The organism is Limosilactobacillus albertensis (assembly GCF_014145555.1).
Classification (GTDB): Bacteria; Bacillota; Bacilli; order Lactobacillales; family Lactobacillaceae; genus Limosilactobacillus; species Limosilactobacillus albertensis.
This window is the reverse complement of the sequence record NZ_JACIVD010000045.1, coordinates 46,310-66,878: the sequence shown is the minus strand read 5'-3', so window position 1 is coordinate 66,878 and position 20,569 is coordinate 46,310. Positions and strand designations below refer to the sequence as shown.

Here is a 20,569-nt window from a genome sequence, read left to right as displayed (position 1 = left end):
TGAATATCATTTTGAAACAGGATATGATAGTGTGGATATGTTTATTTAATTGAGAAGAAGGAGAAATTTGCTGTGTTTTTATATCAACATCATCGCTTATATCGACACAAAATTTTAATTACAAGTTTCTTATTGCCTGTTATTTTGATGACCTGCTATTTTGCATACCGTCAAATGACTCCTTTTGGCAAAAGCAGCTTGCTAACTGTTGACCTTGGTCAGCAATATGTCGATTTTTTTAGCTATCTCAGAAGTACCCTGCTTCATCATCCAAGCAGCTTCTTTTACTCATTTAGCAAAGGATTGGGTGGTGAGATGTTTGGTACCAATGCATATTACTTATTAAGTCCGCTAAATCTAATTTTATTATTTTTCCCCGGGCAGCATCTTGCAACCGGGATTACAATTGTCACCCTTGTCCGCTATGGTCTTGCGGGCTTGAGTTTTGCATGGTTGTTACAAAAGACAAAGCTGCAACAAGGATGGCGGATCTTAGCATTTAGTACTGTTTACTCAATGAACGGCTGGATGATTGCCAACCAATTGAATATGATCTGGCAAGATGCTTTGATCATCCTGCCATTAATTATATGGGGATTGCTTAAACTGATTTATCAGCACAAAGTCGGAACGTATATTAGCTGGTTAGCTGTAATGCTAGTTGATAATTATTATATGGGTTGGATGATTGCAATCTTTACCTTGCTATTCTTTTTATGGCAGACACCAGCCTTAGCAAACTGGCGGCACCGGGGAGTTACTTTTCTCCGCTACCTGGGCGGTTCTCTTCTCGCCGCTGGTATTTCAGCAGTTGTTTTATTACCAACATTCTATGCATTAATGCAAAGTAAGGGTACCTACACTGAAACCAAAATTCAGAGCCGTTTTGAATATTTTGCGCCTAAGATGCTCGGCAAGCTTGTTCCTGGATCCTTTAACTTCAACCAAATGCCTAGTGGTCAGCCCAATATTTATATCGGAATGCTGCTGATGCTGGGGGCTTGTCTGTACTTCTTTGATACGCGCTTTGATCTTCGGCGGCGGCTTATCGGGGCTGGAATTTCAATCTTCTTTATTCTCTCATTCTGCTACGAACCGTTTGATCTTTTATGGCATGCTGGACAATTCCCTGTCTGGTACCCTTACCGTTTTTCCTATCTCTTTTCTTTCTGGTGTATCTATCTTGCTGCCAAGGTAATTCAACCCGATTTTAAGATAAAAAGGCGTAGTGCTGTCATTTTGACGCTCCTAATTATCGCAATTTACTGGTACGTCGGAACGCTTAATCTTTCCTACATCAATAGCAACCAGCGAAATATCGGTTTGTGTTTTGCATTGATCGCTGTTTGCTGTCTCTGCATCCCCCGCACTAATTCACCACGATTATATGACGCACTATTAGTTCTCCTTGCAGTTTGCGATATTGCGATGAGCGGTTATACTGCTTTGAACAAAATTTCGTATGTTTCTCAGCCTGAATTTGGTAACTACACAGTTGCCCTCGATAAGGCAGTTAATAAGCTAAAAAAGAATGATGATGGTTTCTATCGGGTAGCAAAAACATTTATGCGGACTAAAGACGATCCTTTTCAAGCAGACTTTAATTCCGGTGATCACTTTGGCTCAACTTTAGAACCGCCTATTCCTGCTTTCATGGGTGCAATTGGTCAACCGGATGGCGATGGTTTTATCACTTACAGTAACGGAACCCAGGTAAGTGATGCGCTTCTCGGCTATAAATACACCATGAGCACCCGTAACAATTCTGCTGGCAAGAATTTACCACTATCAGGATACCGCCCTGATTGGTATAGTTATCCCCTCGTTAGTACCACTCCTGCCGTTAACATTCGTGAAAATTCACATGCACTGCCAATTGCTTTTGGCGCTAACGGAGCGATTCTTAATCTTCAACGCTCCACAATGGACCCGCTTAACTATCAGTCGCAAATCTTTCAAACATTAGCAGGACGGCCAACCTTCCATTCATTATTCGCAGTCCAAAATTTTAGTTCAGTTAAATTTAATAATGTTCAGACCGCCAAACAGATTACTGGAACTATTTTCCGAAAACAGAACCTGCTAAAACCAGCCTCTGTCCAGCTTGAATTTATACCGCCAACTAATGACTCCTACTACTTGACTTTAGGTCCAAATGTAGAAGAAGACGCAACGATTACAATGAATAATAAACATTTCACCCAATACAATACTTTTCGTAATACAGTCGTTATTAACGCGGCTCATGATCAAAAAGGAAAAAAAGTTGTTATCAATCTTCAGCTAAAAAAGGCTACCTTGTGGATGCAGAATGTAAGCATTTATCAGTTAAAACAACGACCATTCATCGCTAGTCTAAGAACACTCCAAAAGTCACCACTTAAAATTACATCATATAGCAGCAATCGAATATCAGGAACGGTAACCCTTCACCAGAAACAACGTGTATTGATGACGACAATCCCGGCATCAAAAGGGTGGCATGTTAAGGTCGACGGCAAAACTGCTACTACCCGAACAGTCCTTAATACTTTCATGGCTGTTCCAATGACTCCCGGAAAACATTACGTTGAGTTTTACTATCGGCCGCCACTTCTTATTCTTGGCTTAATAATTACAGCAATAAGCTTGGGAATTGCTAGCTGGTGGGTAAAAAAACAGCATCAGCAGAAGTCACTATTTGATTAAAAATAAAGATCTTTAGTATTTAGCCAGTCTGGCAATATGCTAAAGATCTTTTTTATTTATTATTAGTGTTGAGAAGCCCCAGTAGAAGCATCTGCCTTATTATCAGAGTGATCATCTTCATCATGAACAATTCCGGCTATATCAGGTGTATCATCATTTTCATGTTTAAAATGAAACACCGGCCCATCTTCCTTTTCATCATAGTCCACAGTAGTTACAAGATCCTTAAAGAACCAGTCATCTAGCGAATTAATATGATAATTAATGCCATCCTTCTCTACTTCCAAAATTGGGTCAACTGGCTGATCTTCACGAGTAAAGCCCTGCGAAAAGCCATGATGAACTTCTGTTTGACCGTATGTTTTACCATAAAATTTTATACCATTACCCGGCTGTAGTCCCATTTCATTGCGAAACCATTGGCTTGCACTGTCTGTGATAATTAATTTCATATTCAATTCATCCTTTTTATCTATTGATATCGCTTTCATATACTTTACTATAACATAGTAAATAAGCAATACCAATGATCATAATAAAAAGGAGCTAGATATGTTATCTAACCCCTCCTGATTAACCTTTAGTCAACCTTAATAATCTTTAACTTAAGTGTACCATTAGGAACTTCAACTTCGACTACTTCGCCGACCTTGTGACCCAATAGTCCCTTTGCCATTGGCGATTCGTTAGAAATTTTACCATTAAATGGATCAGATTCAGATTCACCAACGATCTGGTATTCCTCTGGCTCTTCGTCTGGTAATTCCTGAATGGTAATTGTCCGTCCCATGGATACTTCATCCTTATCGACATCCTCGTTGTCAATAATTTCGGCGTACTGAAGCATGTTTTCAATCTGAGCAATGCGGCTTTCAACCATTGCCTGCTCATCCTTTGCCGACTCGTATTCGGAATTTTCAGACAAATCACCATAACTACGAGCAATCTTTATTCGCTTGATAACTTCAGGTCGACGCTTCAAGCGATATTCTTCAAGTTCATCCTCAAGCTTTTTCTTCCCTTCAAGGGTCATTGGAAAAGTTTTTTCTTCAGCCATTATAAACACTCCTCATAATTTATCCAGTGCAACATTACCATTTCTACTTTAGCTTGTAAATACCTATCGCAATTCAGTATGTCCACGTTTTACTAAAATATCGCGAATCTTTGTAGACAATAAATCAATTGCAACCTGGTTTTCGCCACCCTCTGGCACAATAATGTCAGCATAGCGCTTAGTTGGTTCGACAAATTGATGGTACATCGGCTTAACCGTAGCCAAATACTGAGTAATAATCGAATCGAGCGACCGGCCACGTTCTACCATATCACGCTGAATCCGGCGAATAATCCGAATATCATCATCCGTATCAACGTAAACCTTAATATCCATTAAGTCACGCAACCGTTCATCATCAAGAATTAAAATTCCTTCTAAAATAATTACATCAGTTGGTTCCACATGGACGGTCTTATCTGAACGTGTGTATTGCGTATAGTCATACACCGGCATCTCAACCGCCTTGTTACTCCGCAAATCCGTAAGCTGTTTGATTAAAAGATCAGTATCAAATGAAAGAGGATGATCATAGTTTACCGCCTTACGTTCCTCCATTGTCATATCAGCCTGATCATTATAGTAAGTATCTTGGTTAATAATCTGAATCGCTTGCCCATGCAATTGATCGTAAATCTTATTACTTACTGTTGTCTTTCCGCTACCGGAACCACCCGTAACACCAATGACTACTGGTCGCTTCTTCTGTTGAATACTCATCAATCCGTCTCCCTCATTAAACTTTCTAATCTGAAATAGTATATAGCACTCCTTTACGATGCGCAAGATAATTACTGATTTAAATTATTAAAAAGCTGGATGAAAAGAAAAATTAGTGCATAACGACATAGTAATTGCCAGGGAAGTATTGCTGCTCGGTAATCTTAACCGTTTCATTTTCATTTGGTGCCTGGATAATCCGTCCATCGCCAAGAGAAATGGCTACGTGATATGGGGCATCATCAGAACCGTAAAAAACAAGCGCACCGTATGGGGCATTTAAGACGTTATCGTGAATATGCGGTCCCAATGCTTGTTGTTCATATGTTGTCCGTTGAGGAATACCGTAGCAATACTGAACTAAACCAGAACAATCAAAACCACCTGGCTTGTTACCGCCCCAAACATAAGGGGTTCCCAAATAAGACATTGCCTTATTAACGGAATCCTGCAAACTTTGACTATTCTTGTTGGTTTGATCTTTTTTGACCTCATTATTAGCAGACTCATTATTTTTATCTTTGGTAGGGATTGTTAGCTTTTGACCCGCAAAAATCAGCTCTTTATTTTGCAGGTGATTAGCAGTTGCAATATCGTCTGCACTAACATTATATTTTTGTGCAATCCCATTCAAATTATCGCCAGCACTGACTGTAACAGTTGTATCAGCCTTAGCAGTTACTGTTCCCATTGCCATTGCACCAGCTACTCCTAACGACGATGCGAGAATTTTTTTAGTTGTTGATTTCATTATTTCGTTTATCCCTCTTTATATTAAATATTCTTAAAATTTTATCAAACTATTAATAAAATAACAGAAAAATTTAAGATCTTCAACCACTAATCTACTTTCTTAATAGTTGATCCTAATATTATATATACGTAAAAAGATGTTATTTACACTTTTAAATTAAAAAAGTTTAGGAAATAATCTTCCTAAACTCTTTATATATTTTCTTTACCGAATCTCTGCATTGACTTGCTCTTGTAAGTAAGCTGTAACCTTTTCAAAAGCAGCATTTACCTGGTCTTCAGTTAATGTTCCATTGTCATCCTGGTAAGTTAACGTGTAAGCTAGTGACTTCTTGCCTGCAGGAAGATGTGATCCGGCATAAACATCAAATAGGCGAACTTCCTTAAGATAAGCACCGCCTTTTTGTTTAATTGCATCAACAATCGTTGCATTTTCAACATTATCATCAACTAAGAGGGCGATGTCGCGGGTAATTGAAGGATACTTGCTAATAGGCGTGTATTCATTTTCAATTTTTGGTGCCGTAAGTAGCGATTCAAGATTTAATTCGAATACGTATGTTTCAGGAATCTTATATTCTTTAGCTGTTAACGGGTGAACCTGACCAATAAACCCAACTAATTGATCATCTACCTTAATGTCTGCCGTCCGTCCAGGGTGCATTTCCGGACGGTCACTAGTTGGAGCATAAGAAATTTTACCTGCAATCCCCATATTCTTAAGGTAACGTTCAACAATTCCCTTTAATTGGAAGAAATCAACTGGTTGATCTTTCTTATTCCAGCTATTAGCTACCATCTGACCAGTAACAGCAGCTGCAAGGTGTTCTTGTTCTACCGGACGCTCATCCCCCATCGGCAAGAAGACACGACCTTCTTCGTAGAGGGCTACATTATCAACATTTCGAGCTACGTTATAGGCAATGTCATTAAGTAAGCCACTGATGATATTCATCCGGGTTGCCACGTGGTCAGAACTCATTGGGAAGTCTAACTTCATTGGTTCATCAAGCGGCTTGATCTGGAATTGCTTTGCTTTTTCAACGGTTGTTAGTGAATAACTAATTGCTTGTGTTAAGCCCATTCCCTCAAGATCATGCCGACTTGCACGAATAAAGCGTTGCCGCGGAGTTAGTCCTCCACGATTACGAGTCATTGTTGGCAATGTAGATGGTAGATTATCATAACCGTAAATCCGGGCAATTTCTTCGTAAAGGTCAGCAGCAAGACTAATATCCCAACGCCGGGCTGGTGCGACTACCGTCAATTGATCGTCATCATCAACAGTATAGGCAAATGCTAAACGATCAAAGATATCAGTAACCTGTTCCATTGTTAGCGCGGTTCCAAGAACATGGTTAATCTTGGCAAGTGATAGTTTAATTGGGGTATCAACTGCTGGTGCTTCACTACCAGTAACAATCCCTGCAGTAACCGTACCGCCAGCAAGTTCCTTAATCAACTCAGCTGCTTCGTTCAATGCCGTTTCAACAGTTGACGGATTAATTCCCCGTTCAAACCGCATTGATGATTCACTATGAAGATCTAGTCGCCGTGCTTGTTTACGAACCATTACCGGATCAAAAACAGCAGCTTCAAGCGCAACGGTTGTCGTATCGTCGCTCACCGCTGTCCCTTCTCCGCCCATTGTTCCTGCAAGCGCAACTGGTTGGTCATTAACAGTTACAACAATATCAGTTGCCTTTAAGGTCTGTTCATCACCGTCTAATGTTACGAACTTTTCGCCTTCACTAGCATGACGAACGTTAAATTTTTTACCTGGCAATTGATCATAGTCATAGCTGTGGAGTGGCTGACCGTATTTGAGAAGGATGTAGTTTGTTACATCAACTACATTATTTACTGGCCGAATACCGCTATTCCATAAGCGAATTTGAAGCCAGAGAGGACTTTCCGCGATTTTAACATTTTTGATTACTCGCAGTTTATAAGTTGGTGCAATCTTAGTATCAGTAATCTCAGATTGAAGAAGGTCGGCTGTCTTTTCATCACTTTCTTCTTTAATTGCAATTTCCTTAAAGTGTGGCTTTAAACCGTAAAAAGCAGCGATATCGTTAACATTTCCGTAAATACTAAGCATGTCACCACGGTTAGGCGTGACATCTGTATCGATAATCGTATCGTCCATTCCTAAGTACTTAATTACTGAATCACCGTTTTGAGCATCATCTGGTAAGAAGTAGATACCTTCTTCATAGTCTTTTGGTGCAATCTTATCACTAAAACCGATTTCCTGAAGGGCACACAGCATTCCGTTTGACTCCACACCCCGGATTTTGCCACGCTTTATTTTTTGATTATCAGCGATTCGAGCGCCGTTAAGGGCCACAATTACCTTTTTGCCTTCTTGAACGTTAGGTGCACCACATACAATCTGAATTGGTGTTTCTTCACCAACATCAACCTGACAAACGTGAAGGTGGTCTGAGTCAGGATGGTTTTCACATTTTACTATTTGTCCAACAACGATCTTTTTTAGGCCTTCGCTCAATGAGTAAACATCATTAATGTCAACAGAGGTGCGAGCAATCTTTTCAGCTAAATCTTGAGGGGCAATATCTAAGTCAAGGTATTCTTGAAGCCATTGGTATGATACTTTCATTTCACATTATCCTTTCTGGTCAAATTGGTTAAGGAAGCGGACATCATTTTGGTAGAAATTACGAATATCATCAACACCGTATTTTAGCATTGCAAAACGATCCGGTCCGAGTCCAAAGGCAAAACCGCCGTATTCTTCTGGATCAACGCCAGACATCTTAAGAACGTTGGGATGGACCATGCCGGCACCAAGGACTTCAATCCAACCAGTTTGTTTACAAATTGCACATCCCTTACCGAGACAATTAAAGCAGGTAATGTCGGCTTCAACTGATGGTTCAGTAAACGGGAAGTAGCTTGGACGCAAGCGGACTTTTAGCTTATCGCCAAAAAGGTTTTGGGCAACAGCTTCAAGCGTTCCTTTAAGGTCAGCCATTGTAATGTTTTTACCAACAACCATCCCTTCAATTTGGTGGAACTGGTGACTATGGGTTGCGTCATCAGTATCACGCCGATAAACCTTACCTGGTGAAATCATCTTTAACGGGCCTTGGCTAAAATCATGTTTTTCAAGCATTCGGGCTTGCATTGGTGATGTCTGGGTCCGCATCAAAACGGATGGGGTAACATAAAATGTGTCTTGCATATCACGGGCTGGGTGATCTTTTGGCAAATTAAGCTTTTCAAAGTTGTAAACTTCTTGTTCAACTTCATCACCAACGGCCACTTCATATCCCATCGATACAAAGAGGTCAACTACTTGGTCAATGATTTGTTGAATAACATGCGGCTGCCCTTGAGCTACCGGTGTTCCAGGAAGGGTAACATCAATTGTTTGCGCAGCTAGTTTAGCATTCATTGCTGCTTGTTCTAATTCAGCACGTTTATTTTCAATTGCTGCTGATAACTCATCCCGAACCTTGTTAGCGAATTGCCCTACTTTCGGACGCTCTTCAGCACTAAGGTCACGCATTCCGCGGAGAACAGAAGTAATAGGCCCCTTCTTTCCCAGCATTTTTACGCGAATTTCGTTAACTCGTTTTAAATCCTTTGATTGTTTAATATCCTGCAATCCTTCTTCACGAAGTTCGGCTAATTTCTCTCTTAGTCCCATATTTTCACTCCTTAAATTAAAAAAGCCTCATCCCAAATAGGGACGAGGCTTCGCGGTACCACCCTAGTTTGTAGGTAACAACCTACACACTCAAATAATCAATAACGGTGATTAGCCGGAATACCATTACGTATCAGCTCCGAAAGTGAAATTCACCTTAGATCACTGGTTGTAATTTTCAGCTCATAATCACAACTCTCTGACAGGATCATCTAGCTACTAGCTCTCATCAAAGCCTTTAATTCAATTACATATTCTAGACAAACATCTACAGGGCGTCAAGCGTTATTTTTAGATAAACAACTTAAATCCACTTGTCACTCCATGCGTGAACTGCTTCCATGACTGGCCGTAATTCTTGACCGCGTTCAGTCAAAGAATAATCTACCCGACTAGATCCTTCATATGTATTACGGACAACAATTTGTTCATCTTCCAGTTCTTTCAGCCGCTCACACAATACCCGGTCGCTGCATTTTGCGATACTGCTGGCAATATCTTTAAAACGCATGTTGCCGTTTTTAAGCAAAACTTCAATAATTAACCCGTTCCATTTTTTCCCCAAGATCATGAACGTACGTGTAAATTTTGGACAAAGCTTACAGTCTTCATCAAGTTCCTTTTCTACTGCTAATTGTTCCATAATTTAGTTCTCCCTCTCCTCTACCAAGTCGTTCGCATCCGACGTTTCTTAATCTTTCGGCGCATCTTTGCCCGCAATGGGCCAAAGAATTCATGTTCTGCTTCAAAGTCGTCAACAAGTGAAACAATCAAGCTCTCTGGATAACGCGGCACTGCCAATGTTGCGCCAAACATGTGCTTAAGGATAATATCCTTTTCCTTTTTGTTTAAGGGGGTCAGCTTTTCTGCATTCCGCAATGCTACTCGTGGATGAATAAAAGCATGTGTTCCTAGATTGAACTTAGTCGTACGCCAATCATAATAAAAGAGATCATGCAACAGCCCCGCACGAGCAGTACTGCGATAATCAAGATGCATTTTCTTAGCAATTTTATAGCTATCATACGAAACCGCAATAGAATGTTGCAGGCGGGTAGAGTGATGATGCTGAGTATAGTTCGCTAGCTTTTGAACGGCTGGCTGTTCTAAAAGGTCGGCAACAATTGAAACATACTCCTTATCGGTGCGCCATTCATTTTTTGATTTCATGTAATACCCCTTTTCTATTTGTTGCAATTATCATACACGATTTTAACGAGAAAATAAATTAATTTAGTCTAGATTTTTATTAAGCTGAAACATTAGAATACCTGCAGAGATAGCAACATTAAGTGACTCTGCCTCACCGCGCATTGGAATATACAGGTTATCGCTTGTCTGGCTAAGAAGGTCATTACTCATTCCCTGACCTTCATTTCCCATTATTAACGCGAAAGTCTCTTTTGGTTCAACCGTTCGAAAGTTCTTGGCTTGCGGATTAAGCTGGGTACCATACACGGGAGCATTGACTGCCTTAAAATCAGCAACCCACTTTTGCAAGTCGCCTTCAAACATTTGCAGGTGGAACTGACTCCCCTGCATTGAACGAACAACCTTAGGACCAAATAAATCAGCGGAGCGCTGTCCAACCACTACCCCGGTAAATCCAGCGGCATCTGCTGTCCGAACCATCGTCCCAACATTTCCCGGATCTTGAACCCGGTCAAGGAAAAGCCATGCGCCATGCAACGGCTCTACTGGTAAACGATGTGAATCCGGCAAGGCTACAACCGCCGCAATTCCTTGAGGCGTTACCGTATCAGTAATATGTTTCATAATCTCTTCGGTAACTTCATAGGTTGCGTTAGCCATTCCCTCAAGCTCAGGATGGGCGCTTAGCTGTTCAGCCGTCCCAATCACTTCAAGGAGGTCTATTCCTGCTTTATAAGCTTCTTGAACAAGATGCCAGCCATCTAATAGATATGTCCCCGTCTGCCGTCGCGCCTTTTTTGTTTGCAGTTTCTTCCAATCTTTAACGTGCTGATTGTGAATCGATGTTAATTGTTCCATAGTAAATTGCATGCTCCTTCTTGTTAATTAAATTATACCATGTTCCTGATGTACAATTGTTAGTAACTAATAATAAGTTTTTATTAAGGAGCATAATCATGGTTAATTATCATCTTAAAATTAGCGGACGCGTCCAGGGAGTTGGTTTTCGCTGGAGTGTATATCAATTGGCATGCCAAACCGGAGTTGAAGGGATAGTTATGAATAAGAATGATGGCAGCGTTTACTGTGAACTTCAGGGTCCTACCGCCATCGTTAATGAGCTAATCGCAAAAATTAAAGCTGGTCCTACCCCCTACGCTAAAATTAATGAAGTTAAAATCAAACAAGGGATCATCAAAAACTACCATCACTCATTTCAAATCACTCATTAGTTCACGATTAGCGGTAGAATTCAATTCTCGAATAGAGTAAAATACGTACTATTAACGTAAATAATAATTAAAGAACATAAGGGAGTTTGATTCATTAATATGAAACGAAAACGAATAACGATCGCTGGTGGGCTTCTTACCCTCCTTCTCCTTCTTAGCGGATGTGTGCGGACTACTAAAAGCGGTCGGCCATACGGTTTTGTCTATGACTACATGGCTAAACCAATGCAGCACTTGATGGAATGGCTGGCAAGCCACATGGGTAATAACTACGGCTGGGCTATTATTGTAATTGTAGTAGTTGTACGGACGGTTCTTTTACCGGTAATGTTCTCACAAATGAAAAAGTCAACCATTATGCAGGAAAAGATGTCCAAGGTTCAACCACTAATCAAAGAACTAACTGAAAAGCAAAAAGCAGCTAAAACGCCTGAAGAGCAAGCAGCTGTTAGCCAACAAATGATGGCCCTTTATCGGGACAATAATATCAGTTTAACTGGTGGAATCGGCTGTCTCCCATTGCTGATTCAATTACCGATTTTTGCTGCGTTATACGCGGCTATCCGGTATTCCCCAGATTTATACCATGCTACGTTCTTTGGAATCCCGCTTGGTAAGCCAAGTATTATTTTAGCTGTTTTATCTTTTATCGCATACGCAGCACAGAGCTACCTTGGTCTTGTCGGTGTTCCGGAAGCACAGAAAAAACAAATGAAGGCTGCTATCTGGATGAGTCCCTTTATGACATTCTTCATTTCGATTACCTCTTCTGCTGGATTAGGTCTTTACTTCTTTATTGGGGGATTGTTTGCCATCTTACAAACTTTAATGGTCAATGCTTACCGTCCACGAATCCGCCGTCAAATTGAGGAAGAAAGTAAAAACAACCCAATCAAGATGCCAAAAGCACCAGTAATTAATAATCCAACTGCGTCAACCAAGCCAACGGATGCAATCGATCAATTACGCAAGAGTGATACAAAGCCAGCAAATCATAATCGCCAACGTAATGCTGGAAAGCAACAGCATCATCAAAAATAAGTAACTAGCTGAAAGGAGTGGCAGCAACCATCTTGTTGAGAAGGTTGTTTCCCACTCTTTTCTTAATTCAAAGGAGAAATAAATGATTAAACCAATTATTAAAGACCAACAATTACTTGCTAAAAAGTCACTACCGACAACTAAAGCTGACCTCTCACTTGCAAACGACCTTACTGATACGCTTAATGCCCACCAAGCCGAATGTGTAGGCATGGCTGCTAACATGATTGGCGTAAACAAGAATGCGATTATCGCCCGAATCGGTCCTTTTAACATTGTAATGTTTAATCCGCAGATTACTGCTAAAAGTCAGCCCTACCAAACTACAGAAGGCTGTCTCTCATTAAGCGGCACCCGGTCAGCAAAACGTTACAAGCAGATCACCGTTCAATTTAAGAACCGCAACTGGGAAGAACAAACCTTAAAGTTAACCGACTTTGCTGCTGAAATTGTCCAGCATGAAATTGATCATTGTAATGGAATTATAATATAACGGCAATATGAATATTTGTTAAAATAGCAATAAATGAAATAAGGATGGTAAAATCGCCGGGTTTTACAACAATTTAATCTATGCTTCTCAAACAGGCGTCCAATAGGGAGGATGGGAGCAAGTTTTGTGGAGGTTTTAGGATGAATTCACCAATGTCAATTACCAAAGAAGTACGGCATTATGTTATTCGAAATGTAGTAGCGACTTTGGGGATGTCAATGTACGTTATTATTGATACCCTATTTATTTCAATTGCCGCAGGAGCTTTAGGGCTAACCACCCTTAACCTTGTTCTCCCCTTATTTAATGTCTTCAACGGGACCGGTCTATTACTCGGTGTTGGAGGAGCCACAATTTTTTCATTGAATAAGGTTATGCATCCCGAAAAAATAAATTCACTATTTAGTCAACTCATTATCTTTGCCTTTACTTTAGGAATCATTCTCGCAATCCTACTAAACGTTTTTGCGACACCCGTAGTCAATTTCCTAGGTGCAGACGATGCAACTCGTCAAATGGCAATCGTTTATTTACGGATCGTTTCATGGAGCGGCCCCCTTTATATGGTGAACTACATCGCGATTAACTTTATCCGTAATGATGGGAACCCTACTCTAACAATGAAGGCGACTTTAACAGAAACTTTATCTGTTATTCTTATCGACTGGCTTTTTATCTTTGGACTTGGTCTCAAATTAGAGGGAGCCGCACTGGCAGTACTGTTTTCACCAGCAATCAGTCTGTTCGTTTTAAGTTTCCATCGTAAGTTTGCAGGACGGCAGCTAGAATGGCACTGGGTAATTCCCCAGCTTAAGAATCTTGTCCGGTCAGCCCGGCTAGGAACTGCCTCCGCATTAAATGAATTAAGTACCGGTGTTAGCATTTATTTCTTTAATCACGTTTTATTACAGCTGGCTAATAACTATGCCGTTGCTGCTTATGGCGTTATCTCCAACATTGCAATTGTCGTCTTAGCAATTGCCAACGGGGTAGCGCTCGGCGTTCAGCCGCTTGCAAGTCGAGAATTCGGCAAACATGAATATAAAAATGTCACTACTACCTTAAAAAACGGGATTGTAATCACCCTGCTTTTAGCAACTATCAGTTTTATAATCCTAATTACTTTTAAGCTACCGATTATTGAGATTTTTAACACTGCTCATTCTAATCAACTAGTTGCATATGCCAGCATTGGCCTACCAATTTACTTTACAAGCGTTTTCTTCAGTGCATTGAATTTATTATTTATTCTCTTCTTGACAGCGATTGGTTCAGCTCGCGCATCATTTACTTTATCCATTCTCCGCGGATATATCATCCTGTTACCAGCTATTCTTATTCTGGCTAAAATTGCAGGTATTAACGGGGTATGGGCAGCCGTTCCTTTTACTGAATTAACAATCACGTGCATTGGCGGAATAATAATCTATCAACGACTTAAAAAACTAAATAAGTCATAGTGAAACATAAGCCCCCTATTATATAAAAAGCCTCTAAAGCGCGGTAAAACCGAACTCTAGAGGCTTTTTTATACTTTCTAAATACACATTGACAGGGCGTAAAAGGAAATCATAAATGACTTCTGTCACGTTCCCTCTTAATTTTTAATTTTTTTAACTGCGTGATTGTAAAATACCCAAGCAACGATACCAAAGAAGACCGGACCAAATGCCGTCCAGAAAGCAGTTTGAAAGTCATGGTCTAGGATTGGTTGGATACAAGTAAAGATAATTCCTAAACACACAATTATTTCAACAAAGACAACTAGTATATTTGTCCAAAACCGATTCTTAAATACCACGAAATCGTGAGGGATATTCTTCTTCTGAAAGACTGGAAATGCCCCAACTAAGAAGATATATGGTGCACATGTCGAAACATTAACCATATCCGTCAAGATTTGATAGAAACTGGCAGCTGCGGAACCTCCAAATGCTATTAAGAAAATAATGCATGATACAAAGATCGCTTGAATCCACATAGCATATGCTGGCATTCCGTGCTTATTTAAGGTTACTATCTTTTTCGGCCAGAGTTCAGGGTTAGCCCCCATGATAAAGGACTTAATAGGAGAATAGACCAGCAGGAACATTGCACCCAACATTCCCATCAAACCAGCCAATGCAATCATCCGAGTGAATAGAACACCCAAAAATACATTGGTTGCATGACTTAATCCTAAGGAAGCGCCTAGTTGATAGCCCAACTCATTAAAAACGATATAAGTAACGTTACCCAGATTAACGTTTGACTTTGCAATAACATGATCGTAATTAACACTAAAACCAGTCATTAGGATCATCAGTACATAACTACCGATTGTTAATAGGGAACCGATCACTAAGCCACGCGGAAATGTTTTTGCCGGGTCCTTCATACTATCAGTAACCCCACCAAGGTTTTCCATTCCGCCATATGCAAAAATTGCGTAAACAACAAATGAAATAATTGCAATCGGTGTCTTAAAAGCTGGGTTAGGCGATTCAATGAAACTGCTAATACCATGAATTGGTTGGGCAGTTACCCCTTTATTAGCGATAATCGTAACCAAACTTGCGACGATGAAAATAACATTCATACCAATCATAAATGCTCCGCCAAACGAGCTAATTTTCGTAATACCATTAATCCCCTGTGAACTTAACAGGGTTACAACTAAAACGAAAAGAATCGCTAAGATACCAATTAACTGGTTTGAATTAAAAATCCAAAAATGCCATTGCTGGGTAGTATCATGACCAAATAAAAGCGCGGATAATGTTATCCAAAGGCGAGAGGCACTTGATACTAGCCATAGAACCCAGCTAGCTAGCCAAATAAATGTTCCAATGAAGGCAAGCCGTTCACCAATCGATCCTGCTAACCAAGAGTAAATTCCCCCCTTAGCATCCTTAAATGCAGAACCATATTCAGCCATCATCAAACAGCAGGGAAAGAAGAAACAAACTCCTGCCAAGATATACCAAAACATCCCCGCATATGCCATCTGATCATAAGCAATAGAAACATTACCAAAACCGTATATTGTTGAAATAATCATCAGCACCAGTGTTGGTGTTGTAATTAATTTTTTCTGCTCCTTAGCAGCCACTCCAATTCAACTCCTCAATAAATCTCCACCATATTTTTAGTATCCGCTTTCATTATACCGCCTTCTTAAAAAAACATCGCTTATTTTATAGGACAATTGAATAAAAGTGTTTTGTAACACAAAAAGGACTCCAGCGCGCGGTAAAACCGGACTCTGAAATCCTTTTACGTATTAACTAAGAAACTTAAACGGCATGTGTGACATGCTCTTTTTATTTTTTTGTCTCTGGATCTTCAATAATTGGTAAAACGATTCGGAACAGCGAACCAGCACCAACTGAACTCTCTAACGTAATAGAACCGTGATAACCCTCAATCAAACGTTTAGCGATTGACAGTCCCAGTCCATTACCACCTTTTTTACGACTACGAGCCTTATCTACCCGATAGAAGCGGTCAAAAACCCGTTTTACGTTTTCAGGTGAGATACCTTCACCAAAGTCTTGGATCCCAATCTCAACAGTATTCATTCCCCGTGATAGAATCATATGAATCTCCTTATGATCGTCCGTTGAATATTTAACAGCATTATCACATAGGATTACAAGTACTTGTTCAAGATGATCCCGATAAATATTAACCGTAATTGGTTCTTTGAGGTCATCATCAAGACGGAAAGTAAAGTCAGGATATAGCATCTTAAAGTTATTAAAGACTTGATGAACCACATCATTAACAATCGTGTGCTGGTTACGGAAATTGATCTCAACTTGTTCAGCCCGGCTTAAATCAAGCATTTCCTGAACAAGGTTTTTCATCCGCCGCGTTTCAATTAAAGTTGCTTTAATCGAATCATCGAGGACTTTAGGGTCATCCTTTCCCCACCGCTGTAACATCTCTAAATGACCTTGAATAATGGCAACCGGTGTCCGTAATTCATGACTGACATCACTAACAAATTGAGACTGTTGATCGATATATCGCTGCATTCGGTCAAGCATCTCATTAAACATCGTTGTTAGCTCTGCTAGTTCATCATTACGATTAGTAGTTGGCACACGGACATCTTTTGTAGGATCTGCACTAATTTCTTTGACAGTATCATGAATCCCATCTAATGGCCGTAAAAGAAACAGCGAGAGGAAATATCCGAGAAGGCCGCTGGCAATAACAACTAAACATAAGGCTAAGGCACATACTAACGCTAACCGATGATAACTCTGCGTATATGCATCGAGGTTATTTTCAACTTGGAGGTAGCCGATTAGTTGACGGCTTCTCTGACCATAGATTGGCATTTGCCCTACCAGCACATCATGAGCCGGTCCAGCAGCAATATGAATATTCCGATTAGTCGTAAAAGATGGCTTTTTGATGTAGCGACCTGTACTCAAAATATTTTTACCATCAGGATTATAGATATTAATAATTAAATGACCATCGCTTAATTCTTTAACCACCGGCCGCCGATATTCCTGTCCTGTTATAATATTGGATCGATCAGCGTCGGGATCAATCAAACGACTAACATTTTTCTTAGTTAACGGTTTATTCAAGGTTCCTAACTGACGGCTAATATTCGTCATCCCTTGATTCAATAACTGTCGCTCCTGATGAAACAAATTTTGTGTAAATGCGCTAAATAATGCCATCACGACAACAAAAAAGATGATTAATGACCCTAATGCCGTGCCAACTGCCCATTTGATCTTTAGTGAAATAAACCGTCTTTCATCTTTTTGCTCCATGATAAATCATTCCTATGAACGAATTACATATCCAGTACCACGAACCGTCTGGATGTAGCTTTTTTCACCAGGACGATCAATCTTATTTCGCAAGTACCGAATATAAACATCGACAACATTCGTTTCAACCTTAGAATCATATCCCCAGACTTTACTTAATAAGTCTTTTCGTGACATGACCACGTTGATATTTTCCATCAAAATCAATAATAGTTCGTATTCCCGTTTCGTCAAGTTAATAACTTCATCACCCCGACGAACAACACGGTTTTCTTTTTCAATTGTTAAATCCTTGTAGTTAACAGTCGTTTGGTGTTCTTTGTTATTACCATCTTCAATACTGATCCGCCGTAATAATGCCCGTACCCGTGCAAGTAGTTCTTCAATTGCGAACGGCTTAACAATATAATCATCCGCCCCGTGATCTAATCCAGAAACACGGTCAATAACAGAATCACGAGCAGTCATGATAATAATTGGTGTGTCTTTTAGTTCACGTACCCGTCGAGCAACTTCAATTCCATTTAATTCAGGCAACATCAGATCAAGCAAAATCACATCAAAATCTTGACTTAAAGCAGCATCAAGACCAGCACGACCATCAAGTTCAACGTCAGTATCATATCCCTCGTGCTTTAGTTCAAGTTCAACAAAGTTCGCTAAGTTTTCCTCGTCCTCAATAATTAAAATTCGACTCATTAATAATTCACCTACTATAATAATCTTTTTTACTTGTTATACGTATTAATAAAACACAATAATTTTATCACAATTTTTTAATAAACCCTAGTATTCTTGATACGAAAAATATAGATTTAACAAGGAATTAGATTATATCATTTTTCATTCATCGATTCTTAGAAAACTTTAAAATAAAAAAACTACCCTAGGTCCGGCGCCTAAAGGATAGTTTTTAATGTTAATTAGTTGTTAGTGTTAACAACTTGCTTGCCGTCGTAGTAACCACAACTTGGGCATACCATGTGTGACTTACGAAGTTCACCACAGTTTGGGCAAGGAGTAAGGCCAGGTACATTTAACTTAATGTGACCCCGACGCATACGCTTCTTAGTCTTTGAAGTCTTCCGTGCTGGAACAGCCATGTTTGACACCTCCTAGGAAATATAATCATCCACAAATGGTTTTTAACCGTCCGCTATTTTTTATTATCCTGATCAGGAAAAAGGTTTTTCAACTTAGCGAGACGTGGATCAACTTTTTCATCTTCCTGCTTTTGGGCTTTATAGTCATCTTCGGAGATAACACTCCACCCTTTACCATTCGGCATTGGTTTACCAGATTTTTCTTCGGCAGAAAGGACCCGCAATGGTACCTGCTCAACAATATTTTCCGCTAATGCAGTATCAAAGTCAATCGGTTCTCCTTTTTTTATAAGGAAAACTACATCATCTTCATCCTCATAGCGTGAAAAGTGTGAGCGATTATCGATATACGTCTCAGAGAACGTAAAATCGAGTGGCAATTGAACGGGTGTTAACGAGCGACTGGATGGAACGGTCAGCGTAGTCATAACATGTGCGCTAATCGTTGCATCACCATCGTCATAAGTAACGTATCCATCAACTTTAACCGGTTGAACAGCTAAAATAATATCTGGAAATAGCTTCGTTAATGATGCGTTCAGATCAAAAGTACTTTGAATATGAAGTGGTTCATCTTGATAACGATGTAATTCAGCTAACGACCATTTCACCGTACTAACCTCCTAATGCAACATGTGCAATTATACTAGTCCCCTTATAGGTTGTCAATGTTTTTTCCTTGACAACCTTTAGGAACCGCAATCTACTTAAATAATTTTACCAAACTTTGCAAAAGACGTTAATCAATAATCACTGGCGGATGCTTTAAATCTTGCTCAAGAGGTGTAAATAATTGATACAATTTACCAGCCCGGTAATCAAGATTAAGTAATCCATCGCGTAAATCTTGGTCAACCTTAGTGATTAATGGCGTCTCTACCTTTTTTTTGACTTCATGAAGATATTGACGACCAAGCTGATTAAAAGCTAATACATGTAAATACGGATTTTCATAATGTCGATCAACTTCCGCTTGAGTAATCTGCAATAATGTATACAAACACACGCGCAACAAATGCGCATACGTATAACGCTTTGTCTTGGTAAATTTCATAAAAGAGCCAAAATCTAGGCTCCGCTGGGCAGCATCTTTCATTCGATATTCTAAACCTTCAGCCATTAAGTAAGTTGCCCGTAAGGTTGAAATCGGTGCTTGAATCAGCTGGTTGCGTAATAAGGGATAAAGCTGTTCCCACGATGGAATGCTTTTAGTTTGCGCAAGACAATCAGCCATTACTGATGGGACTGCCCGGCGATACGAATTACCCCCTAATAGGGCTTGTCGAATAGCACTCGCACTAGCAATTTCACCATTAATATCCTTGTCATGGTAATTACTTCCCTGTCGCTGAATCGGGAGAAGGCCAAACTGGTAATTATGCTGAATTTTAGCTTTGGTATAGGCAAAGGCCAAAATATCATTAGGATCAACAAGCGTAACCCCTGTTTGCGCTTTTAACTGCTGATTAAACTGCGTAGCATAGGTTGCGTTGTATTGATTAAACCCTTCTTGGCTGAACTGTTTTTCTGCTTCAACCAAATGCTCAAAATTCCACTGAGGATGTTCAGCACCAAAAACAACCGAATTAACATTAAGAGCGGCTAAAAGGCGAAGCGCCCCTGCTGCAAATCGATGAGCAGGTTGGACAGCATAAAATATTGGTAATTCAACAACCAGATCCACGCCACTCATTACAGCTGCCTTAGCTCGTGCCCATTTGTCAACAATTGTCGGTTCCCCGCGTTGCGTAAAGTTCCCACTCATCACCGCAACTGTTACTTCAGCTCCTGATACTTTTTTTGCCTGGCGAAGATGGTAGCGGTGACCATTATGAAATGGATTATATTCAACAACAAGGCCTACTGCATTCATTGA

Annotated in this window: 20 protein-coding genes and 1 other annotated feature; of the genes, 5 read left to right on the top strand and 15 right to left on the bottom strand. The window is 40.0% G+C overall.

The window, feature by feature from the left end:
• Positions 1–72 precede the first annotated feature (72 nt).
• The gene (locus tag H5S41_RS01680; RefSeq protein WP_182601882.1) at positions 73–2,688 is read left to right on the top strand and encodes a YfhO family protein; all 2,616 of its coding nucleotides are present in this window, start codon (positions 73–75) and stop codon (positions 2,686–2,688) included.
• A 62-nt stretch (positions 2,689–2,750) separates the two neighbouring features.
• Here H5S41_RS01680 and H5S41_RS01675 read toward each other — a convergent pair whose 3' ends face one another.
• The 9 genes from H5S41_RS01675 to H5S41_RS01635 all read right to left on the bottom strand — a co-directional run bounded on the left by H5S41_RS01675 (position 2,751) and on the right by H5S41_RS01635 (position 10,904).
• Positions 2,751–3,140: a HesB/YadR/YfhF family protein gene (locus tag H5S41_RS01675; protein WP_182601880.1), complete on the bottom strand. Its 390-nt coding sequence runs from the start codon at positions 3,138–3,140 to the stop codon at positions 2,751–2,753.
• Positions 3,141–3,268: 128 nt separating this feature from the next.
• Positions 3,269–3,745, bottom strand: a complete 477-nt coding sequence (gene greA / locus H5S41_RS01670) for a transcription elongation factor GreA (RefSeq protein WP_153710325.1) — start codon at positions 3,743–3,745, stop codon at positions 3,269–3,271.
• A gap of 63 nt (positions 3,746–3,808) precedes the next feature.
• The gene (gene udk, locus H5S41_RS01665) at positions 3,809–4,465 is read right to left on the bottom strand and encodes a uridine kinase (protein ID WP_182598750.1); all 657 of its coding nucleotides are present in this window, start codon (positions 4,463–4,465) and stop codon (positions 3,809–3,811) included.
• Positions 4,466–4,577: 112 nt separating this feature from the next.
• A complete protein-coding gene (locus tag H5S41_RS01660) occupies positions 4,578–5,216 on the bottom strand; it encodes a C40 family peptidase (protein ID WP_182601878.1) in 639 nt (212 codons plus the stop codon).
• 207 nt (positions 5,217–5,423) lie between these two features.
• On the bottom strand, positions 5,424–7,841 hold the full coding sequence (gene pheT / locus H5S41_RS01655; protein ID WP_182601876.1) for a phenylalanine--tRNA ligase subunit beta: 2,418 nt from the start codon (positions 7,839–7,841) through the stop codon (positions 5,424–5,426).
• 6 nt (positions 7,842–7,847) lie between these two features.
• Positions 7,848–8,894 (bottom strand): phenylalanine--tRNA ligase subunit alpha, encoded by a 1,047-nt coding sequence (gene pheS / locus H5S41_RS01650; protein ID WP_153710329.1) that lies wholly within the window; start codon positions 8,892–8,894, stop codon positions 7,848–7,850.
• Positions 8,895–8,929: 35 nt separating this feature from the next.
• Positions 8,930–9,136 (bottom strand) — a binding site (T-box leader).
• Positions 9,137–9,198: 62 nt separating this feature from the next.
• Positions 9,199–9,537, bottom strand: coding sequence for a winged helix-turn-helix transcriptional regulator (locus tag H5S41_RS01645; RefSeq protein WP_153710330.1), 339 nt, complete (start codon positions 9,535–9,537; stop codon positions 9,199–9,201).
• A 20-nt stretch (positions 9,538–9,557) separates the two neighbouring features.
• Positions 9,558–10,064, bottom strand: a complete 507-nt coding sequence (locus H5S41_RS01640; RefSeq protein WP_153710331.1) for an HD domain-containing protein — start codon at positions 10,062–10,064, stop codon at positions 9,558–9,560.
• Positions 10,065–10,127: 63 nt separating this feature from the next.
• Entirely contained in the window at positions 10,128–10,904 is a 777-nt protein-coding gene (locus H5S41_RS01635) for a TrmH family RNA methyltransferase (protein WP_182601874.1), read from the bottom strand.
• Between the two features lie 98 nt (positions 10,905–11,002).
• Here H5S41_RS01635 and H5S41_RS01630 point away from each other — a divergent pair, with 98 nt between their 5' ends.
• From H5S41_RS01630 to H5S41_RS01615, 4 genes are all read left to right on the top strand, one after another.
• Positions 11,003–11,278, top strand: coding sequence for an acylphosphatase (locus H5S41_RS01630; RefSeq protein ID WP_182601872.1), 276 nt, complete (start codon positions 11,003–11,005; stop codon positions 11,276–11,278).
• A gap of 99 nt (positions 11,279–11,377) precedes the next feature.
• Positions 11,378–12,319 (top strand): membrane protein insertase YidC, encoded by a 942-nt coding sequence (gene yidC / locus H5S41_RS01625; RefSeq protein WP_182601870.1) that lies wholly within the window; start codon positions 11,378–11,380, stop codon positions 12,317–12,319.
• Between the two features lie 82 nt (positions 12,320–12,401).
• Positions 12,402–12,812, top strand: a complete 411-nt coding sequence (locus H5S41_RS01620; protein WP_182598757.1) for a peptide deformylase — start codon at positions 12,402–12,404, stop codon at positions 12,810–12,812.
• Positions 12,813–12,952: 140 nt separating this feature from the next.
• The gene (locus H5S41_RS01615; protein WP_510609818.1) at positions 12,953–14,272 is read left to right on the top strand and encodes an MATE family efflux transporter; all 1,320 of its coding nucleotides are present in this window, start codon (positions 12,953–12,955) and stop codon (positions 14,270–14,272) included.
• Between the two features lie 137 nt (positions 14,273–14,409).
• On the opposite strand, the gene yjeM is transcribed toward H5S41_RS01615, so the two are convergent.
• From yjeM to H5S41_RS01585, 6 genes are all read right to left on the bottom strand, one after another.
• Positions 14,410–15,903, bottom strand: a complete 1,494-nt coding sequence (gene yjeM / locus H5S41_RS01610) for a glutamate/gamma-aminobutyrate family transporter YjeM (protein WP_182601866.1) — start codon at positions 15,901–15,903, stop codon at positions 14,410–14,412.
• Positions 15,904–16,114: 211 nt separating this feature from the next.
• The gene (locus H5S41_RS01605; RefSeq protein ID WP_153710337.1) at positions 16,115–17,590 is read right to left on the bottom strand and encodes a HAMP domain-containing sensor histidine kinase; all 1,476 of its coding nucleotides are present in this window, start codon (positions 17,588–17,590) and stop codon (positions 16,115–16,117) included.
• 12 nt (positions 17,591–17,602) lie between these two features.
• The gene (locus tag H5S41_RS01600; RefSeq protein WP_076459329.1) at positions 17,603–18,289 is read right to left on the bottom strand and encodes a response regulator transcription factor; all 687 of its coding nucleotides are present in this window, start codon (positions 18,287–18,289) and stop codon (positions 17,603–17,605) included.
• A 224-nt stretch (positions 18,290–18,513) separates the two neighbouring features.
• Entirely contained in the window at positions 18,514–18,693 is a 180-nt protein-coding gene (gene rpmF, locus H5S41_RS01595) for a 50S ribosomal protein L32 (protein WP_003664092.1), read from the bottom strand.
• Positions 18,694–18,746: 53 nt separating this feature from the next.
• The gene (locus H5S41_RS01590; RefSeq protein ID WP_182601865.1) at positions 18,747–19,304 is read right to left on the bottom strand and encodes a DUF177 domain-containing protein; all 558 of its coding nucleotides are present in this window, start codon (positions 19,302–19,304) and stop codon (positions 18,747–18,749) included.
• Positions 19,305–19,432: 128 nt separating this feature from the next.
• The gene (locus H5S41_RS01585; RefSeq protein WP_182601863.1) at positions 19,433–20,566 is read right to left on the bottom strand and encodes a nucleotidyltransferase; all 1,134 of its coding nucleotides are present in this window, start codon (positions 20,564–20,566) and stop codon (positions 19,433–19,435) included.
• Between the last annotated feature and the right edge of the window lie 3 nt (positions 20,567–20,569).